28 protein-coding genes are annotated in these 24,211 nt (G+C 64.7%); 2 read left to right on the forward strand and 26 right to left on the reverse strand.

Annotated features, from left to right (window positions below; all coding sequences use genetic code 11):
- Nucleotides 1-37 precede the first annotated feature (37 nt).
- The 25 genes from L2Y97_RS07555 to L2Y97_RS07675 form a co-directional block, all read right to left on the reverse strand.
- Nucleotides 38-955 carry a DUF3577 domain-containing protein gene (locus L2Y97_RS07555; RefSeq protein WP_247434955.1) on the reverse strand — a complete coding sequence of 306 codons (918 nt, stop codon included), beginning with the start codon at nucleotides 953-955 and terminating at the stop codon, nucleotides 38-40.
- A 452-nt stretch (nucleotides 956-1,407) separates the two neighbouring features.
- Nucleotides 1,408-1,692, reverse strand: coding sequence for an XF1762 family protein (locus tag L2Y97_RS07560; protein ID WP_247434958.1), 285 nt, complete (start codon nucleotides 1,690-1,692; stop codon nucleotides 1,408-1,410).
- A 40-nt stretch (nucleotides 1,693-1,732) separates the two neighbouring features.
- A complete protein-coding gene (locus L2Y97_RS07565) occupies nucleotides 1,733-2,575 on the reverse strand; it encodes a phosphoadenosine phosphosulfate reductase domain-containing protein (RefSeq protein WP_242558347.1) in 843 nt (280 codons plus the stop codon).
- 148 nt (nucleotides 2,576-2,723) lie between these two features.
- A complete protein-coding gene (locus tag L2Y97_RS07570; protein ID WP_242558348.1) occupies nucleotides 2,724-3,077 on the reverse strand; it encodes a DUF3085 domain-containing protein in 354 nt (117 codons plus the stop codon).
- A gap of 92 nt (nucleotides 3,078-3,169) precedes the next feature.
- Entirely contained in the window at nucleotides 3,170-3,388 is a 219-nt protein-coding gene (locus L2Y97_RS07575; protein WP_242558349.1) for a hypothetical protein, read from the reverse strand.
- Nucleotides 3,385-4,194, reverse strand: a complete 810-nt coding sequence (locus L2Y97_RS07580) for a GTPase (protein ID WP_242558350.1) — start codon at nucleotides 4,192-4,194, stop codon at nucleotides 3,385-3,387. The genes L2Y97_RS07575 and L2Y97_RS07580 overlap by 4 nt, the downstream gene beginning before the upstream one ends.
- A 284-nt stretch (nucleotides 4,195-4,478) precedes the next feature.
- Entirely contained in the window at nucleotides 4,479-4,757 is a 279-nt protein-coding gene (locus L2Y97_RS07585; RefSeq protein WP_242558351.1) for a uridylate kinase, read from the reverse strand.
- Nucleotides 4,758-4,854: 97 nt separating this feature from the next.
- Nucleotides 4,855-5,592 carry a DUF5983 family protein gene (locus L2Y97_RS07590; protein WP_247434961.1) on the reverse strand — a complete coding sequence of 246 codons (738 nt, stop codon included), beginning with the start codon at nucleotides 5,590-5,592 and terminating at the stop codon, nucleotides 4,855-4,857.
- Between the two features lie 79 nt (nucleotides 5,593-5,671).
- Entirely contained in the window at nucleotides 5,672-6,358 is a 687-nt protein-coding gene (locus L2Y97_RS07595) for a hypothetical protein (RefSeq protein WP_247434964.1), read from the reverse strand.
- Between the two features lie 175 nt (nucleotides 6,359-6,533).
- Nucleotides 6,534-6,926, reverse strand: a complete 393-nt coding sequence (locus L2Y97_RS07600) for a hypothetical protein (protein ID WP_247434966.1) — start codon at nucleotides 6,924-6,926, stop codon at nucleotides 6,534-6,536.
- 21 nt (nucleotides 6,927-6,947) lie between these two features.
- Nucleotides 6,948-7,160 (reverse strand): hypothetical protein, encoded by a 213-nt coding sequence (locus tag L2Y97_RS07605; protein ID WP_033465114.1) that lies wholly within the window; start codon nucleotides 7,158-7,160, stop codon nucleotides 6,948-6,950.
- A 332-nt stretch (nucleotides 7,161-7,492) separates the two neighbouring features.
- Nucleotides 7,493-8,050: a hypothetical protein gene (locus L2Y97_RS07610; RefSeq protein WP_242558355.1), complete on the reverse strand. Its 558-nt coding sequence runs from the start codon at nucleotides 8,048-8,050 to the stop codon at nucleotides 7,493-7,495.
- A 243-nt stretch (nucleotides 8,051-8,293) separates the two neighbouring features.
- The gene (locus tag L2Y97_RS07615; RefSeq protein WP_247434969.1) at nucleotides 8,294-9,889 is read right to left on the reverse strand and encodes a DNA cytosine methyltransferase; all 1,596 of its coding nucleotides are present in this window, start codon (nucleotides 9,887-9,889) and stop codon (nucleotides 8,294-8,296) included.
- A 531-nt stretch (nucleotides 9,890-10,420) separates the two neighbouring features.
- Complete coding sequence (locus L2Y97_RS07620) at nucleotides 10,421-12,433, reverse strand: DNA topoisomerase III (RefSeq protein ID WP_247434972.1); 2,013 nt, start codon at nucleotides 12,431-12,433, stop codon at nucleotides 10,421-10,423.
- Nucleotides 12,434-12,715: 282 nt separating this feature from the next.
- Nucleotides 12,716-13,156: a single-stranded DNA-binding protein gene (locus L2Y97_RS07625; protein WP_028690961.1), complete on the reverse strand. Its 441-nt coding sequence runs from the start codon at nucleotides 13,154-13,156 to the stop codon at nucleotides 12,716-12,718.
- Between the two features lie 73 nt (nucleotides 13,157-13,229).
- On the reverse strand, nucleotides 13,230-13,757 hold the full coding sequence (locus tag L2Y97_RS07630) for a DUF3158 family protein (RefSeq protein WP_242558359.1): 528 nt from the start codon (nucleotides 13,755-13,757) through the stop codon (nucleotides 13,230-13,232).
- The gene (locus tag L2Y97_RS07635) at nucleotides 13,754-14,533 is read right to left on the reverse strand and encodes a PFL_4669 family integrating conjugative element protein (protein ID WP_028690963.1); all 780 of its coding nucleotides are present in this window, start codon (nucleotides 14,531-14,533) and stop codon (nucleotides 13,754-13,756) included. The genes L2Y97_RS07630 and L2Y97_RS07635 overlap by 4 nt, the downstream gene beginning before the upstream one ends.
- A gap of 317 nt (nucleotides 14,534-14,850) precedes the next feature.
- Nucleotides 14,851-16,083, reverse strand: coding sequence for an STY4528 family pathogenicity island replication protein (locus tag L2Y97_RS07640; RefSeq protein WP_247434975.1), 1,233 nt, complete (start codon nucleotides 16,081-16,083; stop codon nucleotides 14,851-14,853).
- A 3-nt stretch (nucleotides 16,084-16,086) separates the two neighbouring features.
- Complete coding sequence (locus tag L2Y97_RS07645) at nucleotides 16,087-16,647, reverse strand: DUF2857 domain-containing protein (RefSeq protein WP_029044111.1); 561 nt, start codon at nucleotides 16,645-16,647, stop codon at nucleotides 16,087-16,089.
- A gap of 15 nt (nucleotides 16,648-16,662) precedes the next feature.
- Nucleotides 16,663-18,321: a ParB family protein gene (locus L2Y97_RS07650; RefSeq protein WP_247434977.1), complete on the reverse strand. Its 1,659-nt coding sequence runs from the start codon at nucleotides 18,319-18,321 to the stop codon at nucleotides 16,663-16,665.
- Nucleotides 18,314-18,562, reverse strand: coding sequence for a type II toxin-antitoxin system HicA family toxin (locus tag L2Y97_RS07655; RefSeq protein WP_242558360.1), 249 nt, complete (start codon nucleotides 18,560-18,562; stop codon nucleotides 18,314-18,316). Before L2Y97_RS07655 ends, L2Y97_RS07650 begins: the two co-directional genes overlap by 8 nt.
- A complete protein-coding gene (locus L2Y97_RS07660; protein WP_247434980.1) occupies nucleotides 18,546-19,421 on the reverse strand; it encodes a ParA family protein in 876 nt (291 codons plus the stop codon). Before L2Y97_RS07660 ends, L2Y97_RS07655 begins: the two co-directional genes overlap by 17 nt.
- Nucleotides 19,422-19,463: 42 nt before the next feature.
- The gene (locus L2Y97_RS07665; RefSeq protein WP_011347600.1) at nucleotides 19,464-19,676 is read right to left on the reverse strand and encodes an AlpA family transcriptional regulator; all 213 of its coding nucleotides are present in this window, start codon (nucleotides 19,674-19,676) and stop codon (nucleotides 19,464-19,466) included.
- Nucleotides 19,677-19,795: 119 nt separating this feature from the next.
- Entirely contained in the window at nucleotides 19,796-20,551 is a 756-nt protein-coding gene (locus L2Y97_RS07670; protein ID WP_247434983.1) for a hypothetical protein, read from the reverse strand.
- Nucleotides 20,552-21,406: 855 nt separating this feature from the next.
- Entirely contained in the window at nucleotides 21,407-22,522 is a 1,116-nt protein-coding gene (locus L2Y97_RS07675) for a serine hydrolase domain-containing protein (protein ID WP_247434986.1), read from the reverse strand.
- Nucleotides 22,523-22,761: 239 nt separating this feature from the next.
- Between L2Y97_RS07675 and L2Y97_RS07680 the strand changes: the two genes are divergently transcribed.
- Complete coding sequence (locus L2Y97_RS07680; protein ID WP_247434989.1) at nucleotides 22,762-22,953, forward strand: hypothetical protein; 192 nt, start codon at nucleotides 22,762-22,764, stop codon at nucleotides 22,951-22,953.
- Nucleotides 22,954-22,971: 18 nt separating this feature from the next.
- On the opposite strand, the gene L2Y97_RS07685 is transcribed toward L2Y97_RS07680, so the two are convergent.
- Nucleotides 22,972-23,232: a hypothetical protein gene (locus tag L2Y97_RS07685; RefSeq protein WP_247434991.1), complete on the reverse strand. Its 261-nt coding sequence runs from the start codon at nucleotides 23,230-23,232 to the stop codon at nucleotides 22,972-22,974.
- A 220-nt stretch (nucleotides 23,233-23,452) separates the two neighbouring features.
- Here L2Y97_RS07685 and L2Y97_RS07690 point away from each other — a divergent pair, with 220 nt between their 5' ends.
- The gene (locus L2Y97_RS07690) at nucleotides 23,453-24,106 is read left to right on the forward strand and encodes a response regulator (RefSeq protein ID WP_247434994.1); all 654 of its coding nucleotides are present in this window, start codon (nucleotides 23,453-23,455) and stop codon (nucleotides 24,104-24,106) included.
- Nucleotides 24,107-24,211: the final 105 nt, after the last annotated feature.

Below are 24,211 nucleotides of genomic sequence, written 5' to 3' on the forward strand. Positions count from 1 at the left end.
AGGGAAAAGGCAAGGCCCCGCGAGGGGCCATGCCGGATCAGAACGAAGCAGCCAATGCCGGCTCCTGCTCCTCGACTTCACCTTCGGGCTCGCGCTCGGCGGGCTCGGCAGGCTGGTCGGCAGCGGTGTCGGCGGCAACCTCGGCTTCGGGCGCGGGTGCGTCCTGGGCTTGCGGCGCCTCGGCTTGCGCCTGGCCTGTCGGATAGACCTTCGTGCCGTCGATCTTGATCAGACCGATGTGGACCAGGGTCGATTCCAGGCTTGCTCCCGGTTCCCCGGCGTGCTCGCCCTTGGTGCGGATGTACGGATCGATCTTCATGTCGTTGAGACGGAAGGCGATCAGCACCTTGCGGTCCCCTTCGATGGCCTGCACGCACCGGCGAACCAGATGCTCGGCTTCAGGGGTGGAAACGATGGTGTCGATGTACCGATACTCCGGTTCATCGACAGGCCCAGCCAGCGCAGCGACGGTGCATGCGAGGAACGGATCGCCATCCTTGGGGGTGACGTCCTTCGGACGGCTGAGGTAGCCGATGCCGCGGGTGATCAGCTCGTGCTGCCTGATTGAAGCCAGTTCGGCCCGGTCAAGCGGCTCGGCCTTGAGCAGTCGCGCCTTGAGGGACGCGGCGGCTTCGCCCTTGCGCTCGCCCTTGTCGCGGATGTACGCATCGCCCCAGAGGTCGCCGAGGCGGAAGCGCACCAGCGGGCGCTGTTTGGGATCGTCAACGCCAATGTAGCGCTGGACGAGGTTCTTGGCCTCGGCACCCGAGACCTTGACATCGAAGTAGCGGTAGCTGGGGTCCCTGGCGGGGCCGACCAGCGCGGCAACGGTGCATGCCAGGAACGGCTGCGCACGGCGGCCGCCCCGGACAGGCACTTCACGGACACGCTGGATGTAGCCGATGCCCGAGGTGTGGAGGTCGAAATACGATTTCTCGTTGGACGTGGTGTTCATGGTGAATCTCCATAGGGAAGAAGCGGAGACACACCAGCCCCACGCATGCGGGGAAAGGTGCGTAACCCCGCGGTGGGTTGATAAGGCGAAAGCATCCGCCACCAGAGACTGGTGGCCGCTCGCGGATGGATGCGGTGCGAGCTGGGTCGGTCACGCAGTGGGAACTGCGCCGCAACCTCGAAGACCTATGGTTGCCTGGCATGTCGCTGACAACGTCAGCAGGCATGGGGCCAGCATGGCCGGGCCTCGCGCGCGCGGCAGCAATCAATCGGCATCCGGGCGTTTCCCTTTGTCCGCGCCGCCGGGCGCGCGCCACAGGCACTTGGGGCCGCGCAGGTGGGCGGGGGTGTCGGCGCGCGGACGGCTGGGGCGGCTCCAGGTGCCGCCGCCGCGCGTACCGACCAGCCGCCAGCCGGCAGCGCGCAGGCTGGCACCGCCTTCCTCGGGCACGGTTAGGTGATCAGCCGCGTGTAGCCCAGGGCCTTGGCCGCCTTCCAGGCGGCTCCGTAGAGCTTGCTGCAGGCGTTCGGTGCGCCATCGGTGCAGAGCCTGGTGACTTCGAGGGTCCAGCCGTCGTCCAGGTGACGCGCGACCGGGCGACCGACGATGGCCACGCCACAGATGCCGTCGCTGCCGGACAGCGTGACCGCCAGGGCGAACTTCGCCCCTTGAACCGGACGGTGGTGCCGATGGTGCTCCTGCACGAAGGCATTGGCGGTGCGCAGCGACACGAGCACCAGTTGCAGCCGTGGCGAGGCCAATGCCGTGCGCACAGCATCAATCGCCGCAGAAGCAGGCGAGCGGTTCCTCGGCGGCATCGAACAGGTCGCCCTGGTCGGCAGCGAAGCGCGCCAGGTCGGCGTAGCTGGGACCATCGGCGCGAAACCGAGCCCCGCTGGGCTTGCTCGCCAGGTTCAGGGATTCCATGCGAATCCACCACACAGCCGCTTCGGGCCGGGCCTTGATGAGGGCCAGGCGCTGCCCGCGCGGCTTCAGGAAACACAGATCGCAGTTGCCTTCGAGCGTGCGGCCATTCACCGTCAGCAGGTCGAGGTCGAACGGTTGCGCCTGCCAGAAGGTGCCCACGTCGCGCACGGTGACGCCGGCATCCGCCAGCGGCATGCACATGGTTTCGTGGGTCGATTCGGTGGAGTGGCCGCGTGCGCGAATCTTGGCGACGCGCCGTTGCTCGTCGGCCCTGATGCCGATCATCTGGTCCCAGTCCGTCCAGCCCAGATGCCGCAGGTGGCGGTGCATCGGGCGGATCTTCAGGCTGGTCGTGCAGCCGCGCGCAACGGGATTGGGCAGGTACTGGCGCTTGCGTATCAGCGCCTCGAACGGTTCGCCCTGACGGCTGGCTCGCTCGAAATCGACCAGCATGAAGCCCGGCTCCATGGGCATGTATTCCAGCCAGTGAATCGGGATCTGCCAGCGTTCGGCGCAGTCGCGCACGAAGCGCAAGGTCGCTTCCACTTCCTTGCCGGTGTTGGCGAAGCAGACCACGGTGTCAGCAGGCAGGCCGCCATTGGCCTGCAACACACGCCAGAGCATGTACGCGCTGGTGCGTCCCCCGGAGAAGCTGATGCAGGTGGGTTGGGTGATCTTGAACGGGTCGTGCATGCGGTCGTCTCCGTGGGCATGTCGGCGGCAGGCCGACGAGGCAGGCCATGGCGGCCGGAGACGAACGCGCACGCGCGGCGGTGGCCGCGGTACGAAGAAAAGAAAGCCCCCGGATGGGGGCTGCGAGGGCCGCGCGGTGGTTGTTGCGCTATGCCGGGGGGACCACCTCCAGCGACAGATGCGTGGCGGTCGCAGACAGCATTAGGTCGTCCGTGCCGTGCAGGATGCGTGCGAAGACGCCTTCCTTCGGATCGAAGAACTCGCCGAAGTCGTCGCCGCCCAGTTCGGCGCGTGCCAGTTCCCACCAGTCATCGAACGGATCGGTATCCGGGTTGCAGCCGACGGCATAGGCCAACAGCTTCACCCGACCATCCGGGCGGCGTTCCCCGCGCTCGGCGAGGAAGTACACGCCCTGATCCTTGGCGAGGATCACGCGGCCCTGGGTGGCGATCGCCTCGGCCAGCACGGGGCGCAGGTCGGAGCTTTTGAATCGCAGGGACATGATTGAAATCTCCTGTGTGGAATGGAAAAGAAAAGACCCTCCACCCGGATGGATGGAAGGCCCATGGGGCTTGTGGCCGGCAGGCTTCGGCTTCAGCCGTGGTGCCGTCGGGCCTCCTGCCATGGAACGAAGCGCGCATCACCGCCAGTTGAGATCGGAAGCTGCAAGCTCTCGGTCTCTTCCGCCGAGAAGCACGTCGCCTGGTCGAACGGGACCCAGCCGAACTCGTTGGACCAGAAACCGGCGCTGTCACCGAGGGCCGACTCGTTGGGCGAGCACACCACCCAGCAGTCGCCGGCCTTGGACGTCATGCCGGCACTGCCCGGCGGCGGGCCGCCTTCGCGTCGATCACGCTCACGTCGATCAGGCGCCAGCGCCCGTCGTCGATGAGCCGTTCCAGCACTTCGCCGAGCATGTCGAAATACACCTCGTCGTGCCGATCGACCAGTTCGCCGTTGCGGTGCAGTTCCACCACGTAGGTGTCCCCGCCGCGGTCGTAGAGGATCGTCACCTGGCCCTCGAACTTCGCGGTCGAGACCGTGAAGCTGATCGCCGGAGGCGTTTCGATGATCTTGGACGGCTTGGGATCGACCCAGGTGAAGTCCCGGGCGCCCGCATCGACCAGCATGTGGGTGATCCGCCGGAACCCGTCAGGCGCCGGCATTTCCTCCATCTGCTCGATGAGTTGGCCCAGTTCCATGCACTGCGGCTGGGGGATGGGTAGCTTGGCCGGTGCGGAACCGAGGATGTGCCTCGTGATGGTGTAAGGCGTACCGTCCGAGGTTTTCTCGGTGATGACTTCCGGGGTGTCCGCGCGCAGGCCGTCGAAGCGGCGGCGGGCATACGGTTGGACATGCACCTTGGCACCTTCGCTCGGGACGGTGGTCACCAGCTTGGGGTCGAGCACCGCGAACTCGCTGGGCTTGAGCTTGACGACGATGGCATCGTCATTGGCCGCGACCACCTTGCCGTCGAAGGGCTGGGGATCAATGGCGAAGCCCAGCGCAGAGGACTGCGGCTGATCATCGAACACGCGGTACTTGAACGACCGCACATTGCGGGGCACATGGCCTGCGACAAGCGAAGGCATCAGGGTCTTGATGAGAGAGCGATCCATGGGAATCTCCTTGAGGAAGAACAAGGGATTCCCTGCCCACAAGGGAGAGGTCCCTTGTGGGTGGATGGACGCGGTACGTCCGTTGGAAGAAACGACCAGCACGGTTTCCCGCGCTTGCAGCCTCGAAGGTCTTGGCTGCCTGGGCATGTGTCGGCAGCGCCGACGAACATGGGGCAAGGATGGCCCTGGAGTGAGCGGCCCGCCCGCAGGAAACCGCACCGCGCCGCATCCGCTTTCCTTCGCTGCGGACAAGAGAAAGCCCCTCGGAAGGGGCTTGGGGGGCGTCAGGCTTCGTAAACGAAGTAGTGCTCGCGCTGACGCGGGAAGAAGACATGCTTCCATGTATCGCCGCTGGTGTTGCCACCGTCGAACACGACCATTTCGTAGTCGTCCACGTCGGTGTCCAACAGGTCGGCGCTGGCGATATGGCGCATGTGCAGCGTGCCACGCATGCGCTCGAATACCAGGATCTGGCCGATGGCGTCGTCCTGGCTCATGGCGTTGACGCAGGCTCCAAGCTGGTGCTCGAAGTCGAGTGCGGGCGGGATGAGGTCGGGGAACATGAGGGTGCTCCTGTGAAAATGAACCAGCCCGGCTCCGGGCAGGAGACGGGCTGGTATGGGGGAAAACAACGAGGAAGGATGGCGCGTCGCGCGGCTGCTAGGACTCGGCCAGCGGCAGGCCCGGTAGCGCAGGCGCGTCGGCGTCGAGGATCAGGATGCGCACGTCGGCCCGGCCAGCCAGTTCAAGGATGTTCGCCAGATCGTCCGGCATGCCCTTGTTCCGGTGATCCTGCCGAAGCTGATCGGCGGTGATGCCCTCGGCGTGCTCCAGGTTCTGGTCCGTCCAGGGCGTGGAGATCAGCTTGATGCCGATCGCCGGGCTGTACGGAACCCGGAACGCGATGAACAGGAAAGCCTCCGGCGTGGCGAGGTCTGCCAAGTTGGCGAGGTAGTGCCAGGTATCGACGGTGATGTGCTCACGACTGATTTCCCAGGCCCGGCTGAAATACCCGGTCTCGAAACTCAGGCGCTGCACGACTTCTCGCGCGGCCTCGGCCGAATAGGTGTCACCGACGTGGACCGGACGGCCGTCGAAGTCGTCGCCATGGATGGCATAGACCACGGCGCCGATCACGCCTTGGCCGCTGACGCCTTCACCGGCATCGCATTCGGCCAGCACCTCGGCACTCACGGGGTCAGGACCATTGCTGACCACGGCGAAATCGCTGGTAACGATGCAGGACGATGAAACCAGCTCCTCGTCGGAGAGGTGTTCTTGGCTCGCGTGAATGTTTCGCCAGACATGCGGGCTTCCGTCCTCGTAGCTGATGCACAGTGTGCGGACGATTTTCAGATGCCAGTAGCCGCGGAGAAAGGGATTGGGTTTCTGGGACATGGGAACTCTCCAGATTGAATAATGGAGCCAATCCCCGCCACCGGGAATTGGACCCGGTGGGTTGAAAGTGGAAAATGCGTCAGGCGGCGCTGATCGTCGGCGTCTGGGCCAGTCGTTCGGCGACGCGATGGCGCACACTCAGGCGGAAATGCTCGTCGTTGATGCCGGCGAGCAGGTTGGCGGCCTCCAACGCGATCAACGCCGAGGCCTCTTCGATGTCGGTGGCCACGATGGCCTTGCGCAGTTGGTCGCCGAGTTGGAGCGCCTGCGAGGACGTTCTGAAGACCTGGACCTCGCGGCTCAGGTAGCAGCCGTTGCCGCCGAACTCGAACAGCCTTGGCTTGCTGCAATACCAGCAGCCCTCGAACTGGATGGCGGTCAGGTGATGGCCGTCATCGAAGCGGGAGGCGATCAGAAGCAAGGCTTCCAGGTCGGCGCCGTCCTCGAATTGGTGGTGCTCGATCAGGTTCTCCAGCTCCCCGTCCTGGTCAGCACCGAAGTGCGCGGCCAGCCGTTCAAGCAGAGGCGGAATCAACAACTCTTCGTCGTCGGGCATGGGGATGCCGAGTTGTGTGGCCAGGTTTTCCAGACCGTCCAGCACATCTGTCCAGCGTGGATCATTGGTCTCGGCGATCTGGGCGATGTAGGCCTGCCCATTGCCGGGATGGTGTTCGTCCAGCCTGAAAGCACCGAACAGTGCTTTGATGACGGGAGTAACGTGGTCGAGCACGAGAACGCCCGTGCCTTCGTAGTAGTTGTTTGCCATGCTGGCTCCTTTCGGGGAAGTGAGCGGAGCCAGCCCATGCGGACGATGGCATCCGCAGGGAATAACCCAAGGCCGTTGGCGCCGGGCGATGGGGAAGAAAAATTGAGGGACATGGCCTTGTGGGCGCATGTCCCTCACGGGGGATCGAGAGGACGGTGGCGTGCCGGAGACCGGCTCACCAGCCGTTGTAGTTCATCAGCAGGTCGGCGATGACCTTGCGGCGTTGCAGGTCGAGACCATCGAAATCCGACAGCCCGTGGAAGTGGCAGCGCTTGAGCATGGCACCGCCCTCGCGCGCGTTGTAGAAGCTGACCATGGCGGACAGGAACATACGTTCCCCGCTGCTCAGGACACCGAGGGCATCGTTGAGCCGCAGCATGTCGGGACGCAGATCCCACTTGCTCTTGGCCTGGTTCAGACCTTCACGGGTGCCGTCGCCGAACCACTCGGGACCAGCAATCTCGACACCGCGCTTCCAGGCCTCGAAAAAGGCTTGGGGCGCGGCAGCGAAATGCTGCTCTTCCCGCATGATCTGATCGACGACTTCCTGCGGCAGTAGCTGGTTCATGACGTGATTCCTCCAGTTGGATCAGGGAATGGCGAGCTGGGACCAGCCGCCTCTTTCGAGGGCGCGTTGAGCCGCGGCATAGCTGCGGAAGTACTCGCGGGATTCCCGCGAAACGGGACCTTCGGTATCGCGTGTGCCGATGTAGTGGCCGGCGGCGCTTTGCAGGACTTCGAGCGGCAGGAACTTGCCGCAGTAGGTCGAGGCCAATTGGCCGAAAGAGGCTTGCTGGGACATGGACGGGCTCCTTGAAAAAGCGGGGCCTCGTCCCTCACGGGATGGCAGCTCCCGCAGGCGGTTGAAGAAAGTGCATCGGCGTCACTGGGACGCGCGTCCGCAGACTTGATGCGATGCGGACTGGTGGGTCGCGCGGAGAGAACCCCGCGGCAGCCTGGAACCCTGGCTGCTGGCATGTGCTGACGAATCAGCGAACATGCAGGCAGCTTCGTGCGAGGGCTGCGCCGCGTCAGTTGGAAAACGGCATTCGGCCCAGCCCCGATTGATGGGCACCGGAAAAGAAAAGCCCCGCATCGAGTGCGGGGCTGTCAGGAGGATGCGGTGGCGCTGGGTCAGTCGGGCTTGTCGCCCAGGACATGCTGCTTCCACAGGTCGAATGCCTGCTCGGGCGGAAGCTCGGCGAGGATGACGATGGGCTGGGCCTGACGAGCGCGCAGCGAAGCGAAGTACGCCTTGCGGTCGGCGATGGCCTTGAGCTTGATGCCCTTGATGAACAGCAGTTTGCCGTCCTTGATGAACAGCACCTTGTTGCCGATGTCGCGGTTGAACGCGGCTCGCACCTTGCGCTCCGCGTGCATGGCATCGGCCAGCTCATCGACCAGGAAGTCGAGCGTCATGTCGATGTAATGAGGGTCTTCACCCTCTTGGCCGAGATCGAGCGGCGCAGGCGGAAGGCCTTTGGCGAAGGCTTCGGCCTGAGCCAGCAGCGTCGTCTTGCCATTGAGCGCGCGGAGGAACGTCGAGCCGCCATGCCCGTCGTTGCGGGCCTCGGCGATGGGAGTGCCGTCGAACACGACGGTCGCGGTGAAGCACAGCGTTTCCTCGCTGGCGAAGTCGGCGACCTTGAGGTTCTTCAGCATGATGCGGTCTTGCTTGGTGATGGTGTCCATGGGAAGTCCTGAAATCGACCGGGTGGCGACACGTTCCTGACGGGACGTGGCGACCATCCCGTGGGTTGGAGAAAGGAGGCATCGATGCCCCGGTGGGCAGCGTTCGCCGGTGAGATGCCGAGGCGAACTGGCGGGTGGCGTGGGTGGAATCCACGGCAGCCTTGACACCCTGGCTGCGGGCTGCTGCCGACACGTCGGCAATGCAGGAGGGAGAATGGCGCGGCCCGCAGGCTGCGTCGTCGATCAATCCGAAGCGGTCGAGTCCGTCTTGTGCAGGCACTGCACCAGCCGGTTGCCCAGCCAAGCCATGCATGGGACGGCCATGGAGTTGCCAATTGCCTTGTAGCGTGGAGCATCTGCGGCAGGCTTGCCGCGGTACGGGATCAGCGTGTAGTCGTCGGGCATGCCCTGCAGCCGCTCGCACTCCGTGGGCATCAGCCGCCGCACGCGCCACTGCGACCAGTCCGCCGCACTGGGTTCATTCCAGTCGTATTGGAAATGCGCCTCGAAGTCAGGGATCAACACATGGGGCTTGTCCGCGCCGCCGCCGCTGGTGCGCAGTGCGGTCGATACGCCGTCGCCCAACTCGGCGGCAAGACCATGCTGCCGGCCCCGCAGGGCAACGCATGCCACCATCGGCACACCGTAGCCGGGCTTGCCGTTGGACAGGACGGTGCAAGCCACCTGCCCATGGCCGGACTCGAAGCGCACTTCGCCGCGGTTGTTCTGCGCGAAGGCAATGGCAGGCACCACGCCTGCGTTCGCATGGCTGCTGCGATGCCCGCCTGCGCGCAGCGTCGGTGCCCGGTTCATTACCGCATCCGCGCCGTAGCCCTGGGCGGTGAAAGCGATGATCGGAACGCCTTTGCCGGTGCCGTCCTCGCTGCTGCCCTTGCCGCCATTGGCGGTGCTGAGCGTGTGGGTGATGTTGCCCGCGATGGATTGAGCGAGGAAGGTTTCGACCTCGAAGTCATTCTTCGGGCCGGGCGCGGCGGTCAGGCAGGCGGCCACGTCGATGGGGCCTGCCGTATTGCCGCCACCGAACCCGAACGTCATGGTGACCTTGCCATAGGGCTGCTTCAGTCCGGCATAGCCTGCTGCTGCAATGCCATGTCCAGCAGCGCGGGAAGCGTCTTGCCACGGCGCGAAGCCCGGCGAAGAATCCCCGAGCAGGCCTTCGCGCTCAAAAAGTACTTCTGCGGGATCGAGGCCACCTCCACCACTTGCCACAAGAAACACGCGACGGCGACGCTGGGCGACGCCGAAATATTGGGCGTCGAGCACGCGCCACGCGATGCGGCGCCGGGGTCCAGACACACAACCTGCGTGCGCCCATTTTTGCCCTGGCGGTTGGAGCGCACGGCTTTCTCCGGCCAGTGCGCCCAGGAAATGCCCGAAGGCGTTGCTGCGGTCGTTGAGGACGCCGGGGACGTTTTCCCAGACGAGCGTTGCCGGCGTGCGGCGGTCTTGGTGGCGGGTTTGGTCGATGGCATTTGCAAGCTCCACATAGGCAAGGGTCAAGGCACCGCGCGGGTCATTCAGTCCCTGGCGTGCGCCGGCAACGCTGAACGACTGGCACGGCGTACCGCCGACCAGGATGTCGGGCGCCGGCACCGTGCCGGCGCGCACCTGGCGGGCGATCGCGGTCATGTCGCCCAGGTTGGGCACGTGCGGGTAGCGGTGGGCGAGCACGGCGCTCGGGAACGGTTCGATCTCGGCGAACCACGCGGCTTCGAGGCCGAGCGGTTGCCAGGCGAGGCTCGCGGCCTCGATGCCGCTGCACACGCTGCCGTAGAGCAGCGGCGCGTTGCGCGGCGCATGGCAAGGTTTGGGGTTCATGGCGGGTCTCCTGTTCGTGTGGCCCGGTGTCGTTGGCCGGGCCGGGACGTTGATGGGCAGGAGAAAGGCGCCGAAGGCGCAGCGGCCTTCGGCTCGGGAGGAAAGAGGAACCACCCGTGGGCTGATTGGCAGGCCCGGTCGTCGCTAGAACCGTCTGCTGTCAGCAATCACACCCGGCCCATGTCGTGGCTGGGGCCGGCATCGTCTGGCGCACATCCGCGCACAAAAGGAGCCCGTTTTTGCGCCGGCGGGCACCGGCACCGAATACCGCTGACCACGAAGGGTCTCCGGGTGGCTCGCGCAGCTAGGCAAGCCATCGGGAGACCCTTCGCAGTGGGCGAAAGAAATGCAGATCAGCAGAACGCGCTTGGCGGCTCGCAGAGAAGCTACCTTCAGGTCCCGTGGCCGGGGACGGCCGGGCGGGACGCGCACACGGATCAAGAAGGCGTTGCGCGCTGGGCGTCCCGCAGGGCGTGCGGGACACGGGCCACGCCGCCGATGGCGGGCACGGCTCACGGGGAACGGGGTCGGTCAGGAGCCTTTACGGCCGCTGCGACGCGGGCGCGAGGCACCGCGCTTGGACGCGCCGGATTCAACCGGCAGCGTGCCTTTGCAGTCTGGATAGCGACTGCACGACCAAAATGGGCCGGTCTTGCCACTGCGCTGGCGCGTGGGCGCGCCGCATTGTGGGCAAGCCGGCCCCTGGGGAACCTTGATGGACAGCGACGTGCTGCCATACTGCGCGATCAACTGTGAGATCCATGCGGCCTGCTTGTTGATGAACAGGTCCAGCGTGAGCTGGCCGGTTTCGATCATGTCGAGTGCCTGTTCCCAGACGGCGGTGGTGCCTGGATCGGCAATCGCCGCGGGTACGGCGTCGATCAGGGTGAAAGCCGCATCCGAGGCGCGGATCGCGCGCCCCTTCTTCACGATGTAGCCGCGGACGATCAGGCCGCTGATGATGTTGGCGCGCGTCGCTTCGGTGCCGATGCCGACCGTATCCTTGAGCTTCTGTTTCAAGCGCGGGTCCGAGACCAGCTTGGCGACGCCCTTCATGGACTTGACCAACTCGCCCTGCGTGTAGGGTCGAGGCGGCAACGTCTTGAGCGCCTTCAGATCGACACCGGCCACCTGGCATGCCAGACCCTCGCGTAGCGCGGGCAGCACCTGACTGCGTGTTGCGCCGTCGCCATCCTCCTCGGGTTGAGGTTCCGCCAGCACCAGGCGCCAGCCTTTGACGACGACCTGCTTGCCGGTGGCCGCCAGCGTTTGCTGGCCGCAGGAGAGGTTCGCCACGGTGCGATCGAACTCGTGGTGAGGAAGGAACTGCGCCAGATAGTGCGCCCGGATGAGCCTGTACACCGCCGACTCCTTCTCGCTCATGGCCGAGAGGTTCGCCGGTTCGAGCGTCGGGATGATGCCGTGGTGCGCGGACACCTTCGCATCGTTCCAGGCGCGTGAGCGCACGGAGCGGTCGAGCTGGGCCATGATCGGGCGCAGCGCGGGATCGGTCTTGAGCAGGCTGTCCAGGACCGTGGGCACCTCGGCGAACATGCTTTCGGGGAGGTAGCCGGAATCCGAACGCGGGTACGTCGTGGCCTTGTGCGTCTCGTACAGGGCCTGGGCGATCTCCAGTGTCTCCTGCACGTCCAGCCCAAGCTGCCTGGAACACACCTCCTGCAAGGTCCCCAGGTCGAACGGCAGCGGCGGGCCTTCCCGCACACGCTCGGTTTCGACTGAGACGACCTGGGCGCTGCCGGCCGCGCGCATCTGCTGTGCCGCCTGCTGTGCCACCGGCTGCTGCAGGCACCGGCTCGCGTCGTCGGTGCAGCCCTCGGGCGGAACCCACTGCGCGGTGAAAGCCTGGCCGCCTGCGGACAGGGACACGTCGATGGCCCAGTACGGCACGGACACGAAGGCTGCGATCTCACGGTCGCGGTCAACGACCAGTTTGAGCGTCGGGGTCTGGACGCGGCCGACCGACAGCACGCCGTCGTAGCCGGCCTGCCGCCCCAGCACCGTGAACAACCGGCTTAGGTTCATGCCGACGAGCCAGTCCGCCCGAGAGCGCGCCAACGCCGAGTAGTACATCGGCAATGTCTCGGCCGATGGCCGGAGCTTGCCGAGTGCGGCGCGAATGGATGCGTCGTTGAGCGCCGACAGCCACAGCCGCTCGATGGGACCGCGGTAGCCGCACAGGTCGATGATCTCGCGCGCGATCAACTCGCCCTCACGGTCGGCATCGGTAGCGATGACAAGCTGGGTCGCCTTCGCCAGAAGCGCCTTGACGACCTTGAACTGCGTGGCGGTTTTCGGTTTGACCTCGACCCGCCAATGCTGGGGAATGATGGGCAACTGCTCGATGGACCAGCGCTTCAACTTCTCGTCGTAGGCTTCGGGCGCTGCGGCTTCCACGAGATGGCCGATGCACCAGGTGACGGTGACGCCGGAACCGTTGAGGCAGCCTTCACCGCGCTGTGTGGCACCGAGAATCCGGCCAATGTCTTTGCCCTGGGAGGGCTTCTCGCACAAGAACAGCCGCATGTCCGTCCATCCCGATTCCCGTTGTTCATGGAGTTGCTGGAATCGAGGATGCCGAGCGCCACCTGGGGCAGCAGCAAACAAGCCGCATGCGCCGGCGACCGCTTTCACGGGACGGAATGGCTTGGGCGGGGATGGCGCGTGGCCGCAGGTGTGCGGACCAGGAGCCGCGATTTGCGGGAGCGCGTGGAAGTCGATGGACGTTGATGGAGCTATCCCCTGGGGATAGCTTGCGGGGCGCATGGAGGGCAGCGAAGCATTGCGGCCGCCGCCCTCCATGCCGGTTCACTTCCTGCGCTTCGCCTCCTTCGGCGCGGTCGATTCTTGAGCGGCCTGGGGCTTCGGTTCTGCCTCCTGCGGCTTCGGACTGAGGGCCACGGACTCGATGCGGTACGGCAGGATGCCGACGCTGCGCGCATTGATTTGCCAGGTTTCGCGCGGCTGATCCTCGTTGTCCGTCCAAGGCTCGCGCTCCATGCGGCCGATGACCAGCACGCGCATGCCTTTCTGGTACAGGTCCTTCCAGTGCTCGGCGTCGCGGTGCCAGATTTCCACCGGCGCCCAGAAGCCGCCGCGGTCCTCGAAGGTGCCATCCTTCTTGGGCACGGGGTTGTCGAAATAGACGTTCAGGCGCAGCAAGCGGCTGGGTTCGTCATTGCCGTTGGGGAATTCGCGGTACTCCGGTGGCGAGCCGATGTTGCCTTCGCCAGAAAAATGCGTGCTCATGGTGTGATCTCCGTGGTGGTTGAAATACCCGTGCCTCGTCGGCGCCGGGCGCGTGCTGGGATGCCCGGCGCAATCACCGATCGCGCATTGCGGCAGGAACGGACGTGAGCCGGCGCAGGTAGGCGTCGTCCGCCTCGGCGGCCTTGCTGGCGCATTCCTGCGCCTGCCTGCCCAGGGTGTGCAGCAGGCTGATCTGCATGTTCAACGTGATGCGCTGCAGTTCGATCGCGTGCAGGTCGGCCAGCAGGTTGACGGGCGTGCTGCTGCTGGCGATCAGCTCCCGCCACAGCGCCACGCCCATGGCCGACCTGTCGTGTCTGCGCCAGCGCAAGAAGACGGTTCCTGCGCCAGTGGTCTGTTGGGCCAGTTCGATGGGCAGCAGGTGGAAGGGGTGCCCGCATGCCTGCTCCAGCACCTGCCGCTGCGCCAAACCGATCAGTTCGTCGCGCATGGCGAAGCACTGGCTGGCCCAGGCCTCGAAGTCCCCTTTACCCTTAAAAGGCTTTAAAAGGCCTTTTAGAGAGGCCGCGTGTTCTAGCCTCATGAAGGCACCCTGTTGCAGGCCCCGGAAGTAGCGGGTCGGTTGGTTCAGATCGTTCATGCGGGCTCGTCCTCGCCGGCTGACGCTTCGGGCGGCTCTGCGGTGGCGGCTTCGTCGCTGGGCGGAGGCGCTGTGGCAGGACCGTCGCCGCGCTGTTGCAGGCCACGGCGCACGACGGGTGGCGCAAACTTCGAGCGGCGTGTCCCCTCCAGCACCTCCTGCGGCAGTTCGCCGTACTTCTCCAGCGCGACTCGCGCAGCGGCGTTCTTCGCCGCGAAATCGTCGCGGGTGCAGCCCGAGTAGCGATACTGCTGGGCCAGCGAGAACAGGCTGCGCAGCGCGTGCGCGCCCTCGTTGAGCCAGCGTTCCAAGGTGCTACGGTCGATGAGCGCGGTGTGGTGGGCGAGGATCAGCTTGCGGGCGATGTCGTCGTAGTCGGCCAGGAGATAGACCGCGGCAAAGCCGAGCTGCGCGTTGACGAAGAGCGGGAGCTTGACCGGCTGCACGTTGAGGTTTTCGCCCAGGCTGAGCGCCGGTGGCACGCTCGCCAGCGCCTGGTCCACCTGCTCGCGCAGCGATTGCAGCGTGACCTTGGTCTGGTCAAGCTTGTCCTCGATGCGCAGCATCCACCAGTCCGAGTACGGGTCGTCCTGCTCCGAGCCCCGCCGCATCTTGTTCATCTGGGCGATGTAGCCGTTCAGGCCGACGATGCCCGGTCGCCCCTCGGCGGCGGCGCGGCCGTGCCAGATGCGGGAAGCGTGATGGGTGTGCAGGGTCAGCGACATCGCGCTGCGCAGGGAGCCGAGATTCAGTTGCAGAGGTTCATTGGTTGCCATGGTGTCCGCTCGTTGTTGGAAAAGGAGCGGCCAGCTTCGGCAGGAAGCGGAAGGCAGTCAGTCAAGAATCCGAATCCCGGCGGGCCCCGGTTTAGGGCGCGGCGGTTGCATGCGGCGCGAGCTATCCCCAGGGGATAGCTCCATGGAGCGCCAACGAACGCTGCACGCCGGGATCAGGGGGGACAACACCGATGCTGCGGCAGATGGTCGATCCCAGGCCTGCGACAGCTTGGCGTTGTGCCCAGCGGCGGAACTATCCCCAGGGGATAGCTCTATTGGTGGCCATGGGCATCTACTTCACCGCCTTGCATGCCGGCTCACTTGCTGGCGAGCAGATTGCGTAGCCGCTCGATGTGCTGCTTGGCGACTTCTGGCGGCACTGGCTTACCCTGCGGCTGAGGTGGCGGTGCTGGTGGTGGCCGCTCGTTTGGCGGGACGGATGCCGATGGCGCGTCTTTCTTGGCCCAGGCATTGAACTCGCCATGGATGGCGCGCTGGATGATGCCGAACAGATACCCCGCAGGATTGCGGATGCCATGACTGCTGCATCGTGTGGCCCAGTCGTCCAGCACGGCCTGTCTCAGCGCGGCATCGACCTGCTGCAATGCCACCCTGGCACCTGTCTGCTGCTCTGCCTTCAGTTCCGTGAAGCGCTTGGGCCATTGCAGATCGCCCAGCGCGCGCGCCTGCGCGGTAGTACGTACTTCATTAATACGACTACTACGTACTGTACGGGCCTGCTTCGGATTCCGAAGAGAGGCGTCTGGCGCGGGTTTCGCCCCTGCTTCGGATTCCGAAGACGGGTCGTCCGCATTCCGAAGAAGGCTCGATGCTCCTTCTTCGGAATCGTGGGCGGCATCCTCCTGTGGATAACTTTCGGCGGCCGTGATGCCTTGGCTGGCGAGGCGTTCGGCCAGGACCTGTAGCCGAGACGGCAGTGTGCGTCCGGAGAGCATCGGATCTTCCGCGATCTCCTTGAGGGTGTTCAGGCCGACCATCTGGACAGCCTTGGCCGAATGGTCGAGGGACTGGCTGACCAGTGCCAGGTAGTCGGCGTCGAGCTGCATGGCCTCGAAGGGCGTCAGTGGTTCATCGTGCAGAACGTAGAGGTTGCCGAGGATGCGGCCGGTCTTGGGGTCACGCCGTCGCCGTACCAGGCTCAACCATCGGGTGAGGCGCAACAGCGTCAACGCTCGGGCCACGGTTTCATGCGAGGCCTGCCCGGCGCAGGGCATCGACGCCAGCCAGGGTCGAAGCTGCTCATACGTCGGGAAGGCTGTCACGCCGTCGTCGTTGAGCATCAGCCGGAACACCTGCCAGGCGTTGCGCTCCAGCGGCGTCAGGCGACGGTCGAGGAACAGCCGCCGCGGCACGGTCTCGTGCCGGTTGCCGCTGAAGAGGAAGGCATCGCCTGACGTGGCGGGCGTCGGCGTAGGCATGGGTGCTGGCGCACTGGGGCTGGGCTTGGGCGCGAGGTCTTTCAGGGCAGCATCGAACAGATCCCCGAGTGCGACGGGGCCACGGCGTGGTGCGGTGTCGTCCACGGCCATGGCTCAACCCAGTCCCTGATCGACCCAGCTCTTGATCGAGGCCCAGACCACCGACAGAGGCAGCGACATGCCTTCGGCCAAGTCCATGGAGGCGTCGAGGATGGAGGTTTCGTCTTCGAGATCGACATTCCTACTGCCGGTCACGGCCTTCCATTGCCGCCACAGCTCCGTGTCCTGTTTCTCGTCCAGCACGGGGTGGCGGCCCTTCCGCTTCGGCAGGCCGAGGATTTCGCGGCGAAGCGCCACCTCCTGGTGGGTCAAGCCATAGAACCGACTGACCATCTCGGTGCTCGCGCCCAGCCTGAGCATGCGATCGACCGTGGCGATTTCCTTCTCCACGTCCTGCGCCTGCTTGAGCAGCCGCCGGAGCACTTCGCGGTTGACCGTCACCGAGCACCAGGAGACGTTGGCGTTGGCCAGCACACTAATCAGCGCGGGATGCTTGAGGGCGTCCAGTTCTTCCTCGCCAAACCCCATCAGTTTGCAACGACGCAGTTGCCCATTGCGCAGGTCATAGAGGGCTTGGGCGATCACGGCCTGGTTGAGTGGGTGTGGTGCGGACATGTTGGCCTTCCTCGCTCACGTTCCAAGGTCCGCAGCGCCGGCTTCCAGGTCGAGCAGGCGCCGGGCCAGCCGCACCAGCCGGAACAGCTTGACCAGCGCGGTGTCGCTCAATCGCTGGGCCGCATCACCCTGGCCGTGCAGCAGCGTCGGCAGGTCGATGACGACTTGCCCGTCATGCAGGCCGACGTCGGCGAGCCGCTGACCGGCCAGGCACGCCAACAGCGCGAGGACGGCACGGCCCAGCGGCGCCGGGCTTTGGGTGCGGGCCCGGCAGGCGAAACCGATACCGTCTGCACGGTCATCAATGAACTCTTCCAGGTCTGCCTCGCCCGCGATTTCGCGGGCGAACTGTGCGATGTGGATGCGCAAGCGCTCGGGTGTATCCAGGCCGGGATCGATGTACCAGACATCGGATATCGGATAGAGCCCGCCGGCCTGCACGGGGATGGACTGCAAGACGCTCGCCGAGAAGTCGGGCGGCAGCGCATCACCCAACTGGTCGGCGACCATGCGCTGGATGGACTGGAGCCGTTCGGTCGTCGGTGCCGGCGAGACGATGTGCTCCCGAAGCAGATCGCTCCCCGCCGCAGGGCTGGCCGCACCCGCCTGGCTGGCATCCGCGTCGCTCTCGTGCGTCGCGGTCGTTGCCGCAGGTCGGCCCGCAGGCGGCGCTGCCGATGCAGCCCCTGCGGTGGGTGGCGCGGTGTTGGCAGGTGGGCGCGCGATGGTTCCCGGCTCCGGCAATGCAGGCGGCGTCGAGGGCGGTGTTGGGTCGCTGACCAAGGCGCGCTGCCGGCTCTCGGATTCGGTCATGTCCAGGGCGAGCACGTCGTAATCGACACCCAGCAACTCGGCCATCTGGCCGATCAGCTCGTCCTGTACGCGCTGCGCGGAGAACTCGTCGGCCTGGACGTCGAATTGCGACAGCACGTCCTGGAAAAACTCGTCGAAGTCCTGAACCAGTGAGCGGCCCTTGGCGTAGCGCTCCCACGCGAGCATGCAGGCTTTGCGCATGACCGACAGGCGTTCGACCTGATGGCGACCGAGGCCGCCATAGAGCACGGTGGGGATCGCGGGCAGGAGGTAGCGCACCGCGTCGTTCATGCGGCTGATGTGCGACTGTTGGACCGGGAAGCCATCGGCAGCGAGGCGGCGGGCCAGCTCGGACTGGCTCAAGGTGGCGCCGCTTTCTTGCTCGTAGAACTCGCGCGCCTTCTCGACGCCGAGGGCGCGCTCGATGAACGTGAGGCCCCCGCGCAATTCGTTCTCGGCCAGGTGGCCGGTCAACATGACGACTTCGCCGCGGCTGGGCCAAGGCCGGAACAGGCACGATATACGGAAGAATCGCTCGTCCTTGGTCTCCGACCATAGTTCGCGCAGGATCGCCAGCCGCGTATTTCCGCCGTTGCGGATGATGTAGTGATCGTCACCTGGTCGGCGAGTGATGGCCGGCGCCGCGTCCAGGCCGCGCTCACGGATGGACGCCTTGATTTCCTCGTAGGCCGGGTTGCGTTTTTTCCTGGGATCGTGGTCGTAGGGACGCAACTGATCCAGGGTCACGACCATGGGGGTGTCGGCGATCGGGTCGCTCAAGGCCGAGGCTGACGGGCCGTTGCGCTCGAATCCGGCCGCGAGCAGCTTGCCGGCCATCTGCTGGGAGGTGATCTCAGCCATGGCCGCCTCCCTGTGCTTGGGATCGGGCCTCGCGCTCGGCGCGGCGGATTTGCGCACGGGCGTTGAGGGTCGCCCGGTGGTCGCTGGCGGTCGAGCTGGTGTAGATCGCGGCGCAGCCAGCCTTGGTGAATTTGAGGTGGCCGCCCGGCGTGCGTTTGACGTGCCACCCTTCGCTAACCGCGAACTCGATCAGGGCGCGAAGCCGCTTATGGCCTCGGGCAAGCTCATGTGCGTTCGCCATGAGGCCTCCCGGTATCAAGAGGGTGTGGCGGACGGCCGGACACCATGGCAAATCGGTGCTGCCATTGCGGGAACAGTTCGTCTGCGAGGCCGCGCATGGTGTCGAGCGCGGCGGGGGCGACTCTGCCCGGCGGCTGGCGGTATTCGACCCGATGCACCGGCAGTCCGCGCGTAGCTGCACGCGGATACGCCTCGATGGCCGGCACGTCGGTGGACAGCACGCGGATGCCCGCGTGGTCCTGGAAAAGATCGCGCAGGGCCTGCTGGATCAGCCGTGCATTGGCGGACACAGGATGGACGCGATTGATGAGCAGATGCAGTGGTGGAGGCTCGATGCCCAGGTGCCGGTACGGCGCAATGTCTTCGAGCAACTGCATGGTGCCGCGCCGCAGCTCGCGCGCCGCGAGGATTTCCGGGGTCACGGGCGATAGCGCGAGGTCGGAAGCGAGCACCGCCATCTCCAGCAGCACCGAGCGCGCGCCTTGGGTGTCGATCAGCACCAGGTCATAGAGAGGTGCCAAGACCGGCAAGAGATGGCGCAACCGCAGGCGCCCATCTGGCGCGTGCAGCAGCAAGGTGTTCAGCTCGCCTCGGTGGTCGTTGGAGAGCACCAAGTCCAGGCCAGCGATGATCGTGCGGGAAATAAGCAGCCCGAGGTCGCGCTCGTTGAAGGCCAGCAACTCGTAGATGCCACCAGGTGCGCGTTGGCCTAGCTCGTAGTACGAGGACAAGGTGGGCTGCACGTCGAGGTCGAGTAGCAGCACACGCAGCCCCGCGTCCGCGGCAAGCCCGCCGAGGTTCGCGGCCGTGGTGGTTTTGCCGACGCCACCTTTGGTTGAAATGATGGATACGACCTGCATGGCGTTCTCCGTGTGAGGATGGGAAGTCCGCGGGAGAACGGGTCAGGCCCGGTTGTTGACGCGCTCGGCGATCCACTGATCGATCTCGATGGAGTCCCAACCCACTGCGCGCACCCCCAGACGCAGCGCCTGGGGGAACTGGCGTTTCTTCATCAGGTTGTAGATGTGAGCGCGTTTGAAGCCGGATTTCGCTTCGACTTCTTCTAGGCGCAGGATGCGGCGCTCGTTCGGTGGCAGTACAGGTGTTTGCGACATGGCGGTCACTCCTGAACGCTCAGTGGCGTTTGTTGGCGTGACCTCCATTCAATAGACATGGCTGCGGAAAGACATTGCAAATGCAATCTCCGCGACTGCACATACAAGCTGGAAAAAATTCAGAGGGATGCGCTACGCAGCCGGCGCCTTGCTGTGGCGAACTTGCCGTTCAACGTCCGCTCCGCGATACCCATGGCGCCGCCGTGATGAGCAACTAGTGCGCTGACAACGGCTTCCTGGGTCTTGAAGCTGGAGTACGGCATGCCAGATGGAGATTGGCCGAGCATCAGGTCCAGCATCCCTCCGATGATGTTCAGATAGGTAGCTTCGGCCCGGTCGCTGATGGGGCATTGAGCGCACGCGGGGATCGCCGTGGACTGCTTGAGAAGAGCATCGTGCTTCTCCTGCAATTCTTGCAGTTGACGCTTGTACAGACCCAAGGCAGATTTAAGGGCGAGTCGTTCGACCAACATGGCTTGCCCCGTTTCTAGCGAGATGACAGGATGGGCGATGCGCTCGCTGCGCGAGAACAGGAAGCCAGGACGTTGCTCGGGGTAGTGCTGGCGCATCCAGCGCTTCAGATCGACATGGCGAACCGTCAGATCAGGGGACTCGATCAATGCGATATCGCGTGTCGTGATGCCGTTCTCCCCGAAGGGCAGCTCACCATTGAGGATGCCGTCGTAGATGCGTTCGGTGTACAGCCGCAGTTCGCCCCAGCGTGGGCAGTCCAACGACTCTGGCAGATTCCTGGGAGATGAAATCGAGGCCAGGATCACAGGCTCGTACCTCAGCAGCCCAGCCCAACGGATGGACGCTTCAATCGGGCGATAGAACACCTTTGATGTTGGTGCATCATTCTTGTTCTCGTGCATGCTCCGTCTCCTTCCAGGAGAAGAACTACATGGCCGACTCCTTTATCGCCGACCCCGTGGTCGGGCAGTTGTCTGTGCAGGAAGCGAACCCCGAGGCCCGGTTCGTCATGAGGCTTGAGCACCTCTCACCAGTTCGTTCTACTGGTAGCCGTCATGTGCCCAATGTGTAAAAATTCATCGACCGCTAGAAGGTCGAGCATCGGGATAGAGGCTCGACAGTGACGCTCACGCTATCAGCGTCGTAATAAGTTGCGGCTTCTGCAAAACTGTCTCGGTATGGCCTTATATGCCAGCGGTGTCACAAGGCGCAGTGGCATGGCTGTTGTCGTCTACCGTCCCGTTAAACGCAGCGAAACCACCCCTGTCATACCCACCCAGGCATCCTGATATACCGATAAAGAATCGCGCGCATAGGCCCGATGGCTAGGGTGCGCGCTCTTTCATGGTGAACTGACTACATGGCGGACGTGTGCTCGACGCTTCGCGGTTGCCGCTTCAAGGCGACATGCGGACTGCGCCGACATCGGAGGCATCTGGCTGGCCTGCGTCGTGGTCTTGAAGCGGGAGAAGAGGGTCAGCCAGCGAACCTTGGTCCGTCGCGGACTGAGGGCGCGTCTGATGTGCTGGGTACGTGTCCTTGGCCGCTAGTGGTGCTCTTTGGATGATCCTTGTTGCCGAGGACGAAAAATAAGGCTACAATTGAGGTCTTCGCTGACCACCTAAGCGAAGAAAGTGTTTGGGAAACAACGACTTACTGCTCTAGTAAACGTCTCGTTTCCCGCTCCATATTTCTACAAAACCCCGGCCATTGGCCGGGGTTTTGTTTTATGGCGTTATCGGCCGGTTTTGCCGCCGCTAGCCATCCTTGCGCAGGATCCCTTCAAAGGCATCGCGCGCCCGTTCGACCTCCTCATCCTCGCCGTTGTTCGTGAGGATGATGATCGTGGCATCGCTGCCGGGCAGATAGGTGAGGTCGCTTTTGAATCCGCGCCAATGGCCGCCGTGGGCCACGGCAGCGGCACCCAGGTAGGTTGGTTTCAGGCTCAGTCCAAAGCCGTACGGGCTTATCGAGCCATCCGCCAGCGTCACAGGCGTGGTCGCTTGCCGCCAATGCTCGGGCGACATGACTTTTCCGTGCTGGAGGGCATCCGTCCAAAGCAGCAGGTCGCCCGCTGTGGCGTAGATACCGCCCGCGCCGTAGACATACAGCCCAGGCACCTGGTCGAACGGCTTGATGGACCCGTTGCGCGTGACACGCATGCCGTAGGCGCGATCGACCCCATCGCGTGATTCCATGGCGGGTGTCCTTACCCACGTGTGTTGCATACCAAGCGGGATGAAGAACTCGTCGCGAAGGTAGTCCGCGTAGGGCTTGCCCGAAACCGTGGCGACGAGCTTGCCAAGCAACGTGTAGCCGGTATTGCTGTAGGCGAACGCAGTGCCGGGTGCCGAGGTGAGCGGCAGCTTTTCGGCCTTCAGCACCTCCACGATGTCGTCCAGGTCGACAGGGGCCCTGGCGCTGCCGTCGAGGATCATCTGCGTGTAGTGGGGCATGACATCGGGCACGCCCGAGGTCTGGTTGAGCAACTGGCGAATCGTCACCTGCGGATACGGAAAACCGGGCAGGTGTGTCGCGACCGGGTCATCGAGGCCAAGCCTGTGTTGTTCTGCAAGCCTGACGATCGCCGCAGCAGTGAATTGCTTGCTGATGGAGCCGATGTCATACGCCGAGTCGATCGTCAGGCGCGTGCGGCGGGTGGCGGATACCCTGCCCACCGTGCCCTGGTAAATGATGTGCCCGGACTGCGCGACGAGGTACGTGCCGCTGCATTCATAGGCCTTGGCGCATTGCCTTACATACAAGCCCATGTCGCTTCTTGCGCGGCCCTGGTCGGCCGCGGCGGGTGTCACCACGAGGGTGCACAGGGGTACGACGAGCAGGGCGAGCCGGGTAACGTTGCTGAGTGCCATGATTCCCTCGCGTATCGCTGGTTGGACGGGTAGCCGGAGTCTTCCAGTGCGGTATGGGAAGGTGGCGGGCTAACCGACGAAACGGCGATTGGCTGGGATGGGCGCGGCCCGGCGGGGATCGAAAAAGCACGGTCGCTGTTCGCCGATGCGTGCGAAGGTTGCGTAGCCGCGAGTTTCACATCGGCCCCATGCCGTCGCGGTGACGCTGGGTGCCACGTAGTACGACGGGGAGTGCGGTCATGGCAGCCACCACCAGCCACGCGAGCACCATTGGCGCCATGGCCGCCGGCAAGCTTCTGGCCCGGGCGACAGGTGGCCAGTTGTGGCCCGCCATCCTTATCCTCGCGGGTATCGTGCTCCTGCGACACGGCGCTGCGGTGCGTGCAGCGAAGAAGGCGCACGCGCACGCGTTGCTTGAGGGAAACGAATGAGAACGCTCTCAAGCTGCGTCAGTGGCGACGGCGCTCATGCGATGTGATCGCGGCAGGGCGGGGCGTAATCGCCTGCGCGGTCAATAAAGGTGTCACGATCGCCAGCCATCCTTCGGCAAATGCCCGTACATCAGGGGTATGCCCGGCAGACGGGTGCCTGGCCATGGCCTCGCAAAGGGCGAGCGTGAGCATGCCCGGTTCGGGGTGGGTCGATATAGCCGCTTCCAGTGCGGACTCGAGCGCGGCAAGCTTGCCGAGCAGGAACGTTCGATCATCCATGATGCTTCCAATGCCTACAGGCTTTAGAGCCGGACGATGACACGAACATCGGGAGGTGTCACCTCGCAGGGAGCGGCGAACGCCGCTACAGCGCCATCAGGCCGCGCTCAATCATAGAGGTGCGCTGGTTGTCACGCCTGCACATCTGGCATTGTATGTATTCGCAGGCCGCGCGCCGAAAGCGCGCAAAGAAGTACAGTCGGCCCAGGGAGGGCAATGAATGATTAGTGTTGTTTTGGTCGATGACCATGAACTGGTCAGGACCGGCTTCCGGATGATCCTGCAGCAGCAGGCTGACCTCCGGATCAGGGGAGAGGCCGGTACCGCGGAGGAGGGCCTGCGCCTCATCCGTGCGCAGTCGCCCGATATCGCCCTGGTGGATGTGCACATGCCGGGCATGAGTGGCGTGGAGCTCACCGAGCGCGTTATCCGCGCGAAGCTACGAACGAATATCGTCATCCTCACGGTGGTCGACGATGCCCGCTTCCCAAAGCGCCTGCTCGATGCGGGTGCGCTGGGCTATCTGACCAAGGGCTGCTCGGCGGATGAGCTCCTGACGGCCGTACGTTCGGTGGCCGGCGGCCGTCGTTACCTCGCGCCTACCGTCGCCCAGCAGCTTGCGTTGGCCACGCTGGATGGTTCGGATTCGCCGTTCGATTCGCTATCCACCCGCGAGATGGAGGTGTCGATGATGCTCGTGCGCGGCATGCCGCTCACCAGCATCGGGGAGCGCCTGAACCTGAGCCCTAAAACGGTTTCCACGTACAAGCAACGTTTAATGGAAAAGCTGCATGTGGATCACGTCGTTGGGCTTGCGCACCTCATGACGGTCCATGGCCTGCTGGACACGCATAACCACCAGGTAGGGAATTAGCCCGGTTCATCCTGGGCTGGAAACAAAAAAAACGCCGGGCTGGCCCGGCGTTTTTTATTGCCCGAGGAACAGCGGGAAGGCTTTCAGCCCCCTCGCTGCCTCGTG

Source organism: Luteibacter aegosomatissinici, assembly GCF_023078495.1.
Lineage (GTDB): Bacteria > Pseudomonadota > Gammaproteobacteria > Xanthomonadales > Rhodanobacteraceae > Luteibacter > Luteibacter aegosomatissinici.

Excerpts from the sequence above, each read along its gene's own strand:
- L2Y97_RS07660 (WP_247434980.1), bottom strand. The coding sequence starts at position 19,421 with ATGCAGGTCGTATCCATCATTTCAACCAAAGGTGGCGTCGGCAAAACC.
- L2Y97_RS07640 (WP_247434975.1), bottom strand. The coding sequence starts at position 16,083 with ATGGCCGTGGACGACACCGCACCACGCCGTGGCCCCGTCGCACTCGGG.
- L2Y97_RS07610 (WP_242558355.1), bottom strand. The coding sequence starts at position 8,050 with ATGGACACCATCACCAAGCAAGACCGCATCATGCTGAAGAACCTCAAG.
- L2Y97_RS07615 (WP_247434969.1), bottom strand. The coding sequence starts at position 9,889 with ATGAACCCCAAACCTTGCCATGCGCCGCGCAACGCGCCGCTGCTCTAC.
- L2Y97_RS07635 (WP_028690963.1), bottom strand. The coding sequence starts at position 14,533 with ATGGCAACCAATGAACCTCTGCAACTGAATCTCGGCTCCCTGCGCAGC.
- L2Y97_RS07630 (WP_242558359.1), bottom strand. The coding sequence starts at position 13,757 with ATGAACGATCTGAACCAACCGACCCGCTACTTCCGGGGCCTGCAACAG.
- L2Y97_RS07595 (WP_247434964.1), bottom strand. The coding sequence starts at position 6,358 with ATGGCAAACAACTACTACGAAGGCACGGGCGTTCTCGTGCTCGACCAC.
- L2Y97_RS07555 (WP_247434955.1), bottom strand. The coding sequence starts at position 955 with ATGAACACCACGTCCAACGAGAAATCGTATTTCGACCTCCACACCTCG.
- L2Y97_RS07670 (WP_247434983.1), bottom strand. The coding sequence starts at position 20,551 with ATGCACGAGAACAAGAATGATGCACCAACATCAAAGGTGTTCTATCGC.
- L2Y97_RS07655 (WP_242558360.1), bottom strand. The coding sequence starts at position 18,562 with ATGGCGAACGCACATGAGCTTGCCCGAGGCCATAAGCGGCTTCGCGCC.
- L2Y97_RS07620 (WP_247434972.1), bottom strand. The coding sequence starts at position 12,433 with ATGCGGCTGTTCTTGTGCGAGAAGCCCTCCCAGGGCAAAGACATTGGC.
- L2Y97_RS07650 (WP_247434977.1), bottom strand. The coding sequence starts at position 18,321 with ATGGCTGAGATCACCTCCCAGCAGATGGCCGGCAAGCTGCTCGCGGCC.
- L2Y97_RS07645 (WP_029044111.1), bottom strand. The coding sequence starts at position 16,647 with ATGTCCGCACCACACCCACTCAACCAGGCCGTGATCGCCCAAGCCCTC.
- L2Y97_RS07680 (WP_247434989.1), top strand. The coding sequence starts at position 22,762 with ATGGCAGCCACCACCAGCCACGCGAGCACCATTGGCGCCATGGCCGCC.
- L2Y97_RS07585 (WP_242558351.1), bottom strand. The coding sequence starts at position 4,757 with ATGTTCCCCGACCTCATCCCGCCCGCACTCGACTTCGAGCACCAGCTT.
- L2Y97_RS07665 (WP_011347600.1), bottom strand. The coding sequence starts at position 19,676 with ATGTCGCAAACACCTGTACTGCCACCGAACGAGCGCCGCATCCTGCGC.
- L2Y97_RS07685 (WP_247434991.1), bottom strand. The coding sequence starts at position 23,232 with ATGGATGATCGAACGTTCCTGCTCGGCAAGCTTGCCGCGCTCGAGTCC.
- L2Y97_RS07580 (WP_242558350.1), bottom strand. The coding sequence starts at position 4,194 with ATGGATCGCTCTCTCATCAAGACCCTGATGCCTTCGCTTGTCGCAGGC.
- L2Y97_RS07590 (WP_247434961.1), bottom strand. The coding sequence starts at position 5,592 with ATGTCCCAGAAACCCAATCCCTTTCTCCGCGGCTACTGGCATCTGAAA.
- L2Y97_RS07570 (WP_242558348.1), bottom strand. The coding sequence starts at position 3,077 with ATGTCCCTGCGATTCAAAAGCTCCGACCTGCGCCCCGTGCTGGCCGAG.
- L2Y97_RS07625 (WP_028690961.1), bottom strand. The coding sequence starts at position 13,156 with ATGAGCACGCATTTTTCTGGCGAAGGCAACATCGGCTCGCCACCGGAG.
- L2Y97_RS07575 (WP_242558349.1), bottom strand. The coding sequence starts at position 3,388 with ATGACGTCCAAGGCCGGCGACTGCTGGGTGGTGTGCTCGCCCAACGAG.
- L2Y97_RS07605 (WP_033465114.1), bottom strand. The coding sequence starts at position 7,160 with ATGTCCCAGCAAGCCTCTTTCGGCCAATTGGCCTCGACCTACTGCGGC.
- L2Y97_RS07600 (WP_247434966.1), bottom strand. The coding sequence starts at position 6,926 with ATGAACCAGCTACTGCCGCAGGAAGTCGTCGATCAGATCATGCGGGAA.
- L2Y97_RS07690 (WP_247434994.1), top strand. The coding sequence starts at position 23,453 with ATGATTAGTGTTGTTTTGGTCGATGACCATGAACTGGTCAGGACCGGC.
- L2Y97_RS07675 (WP_247434986.1), bottom strand. The coding sequence starts at position 22,522 with ATGGCACTCAGCAACGTTACCCGGCTCGCCCTGCTCGTCGTACCCCTG.
- L2Y97_RS07565 (WP_242558347.1), bottom strand. The coding sequence starts at position 2,575 with ATGCACGACCCGTTCAAGATCACCCAACCCACCTGCATCAGCTTCTCC.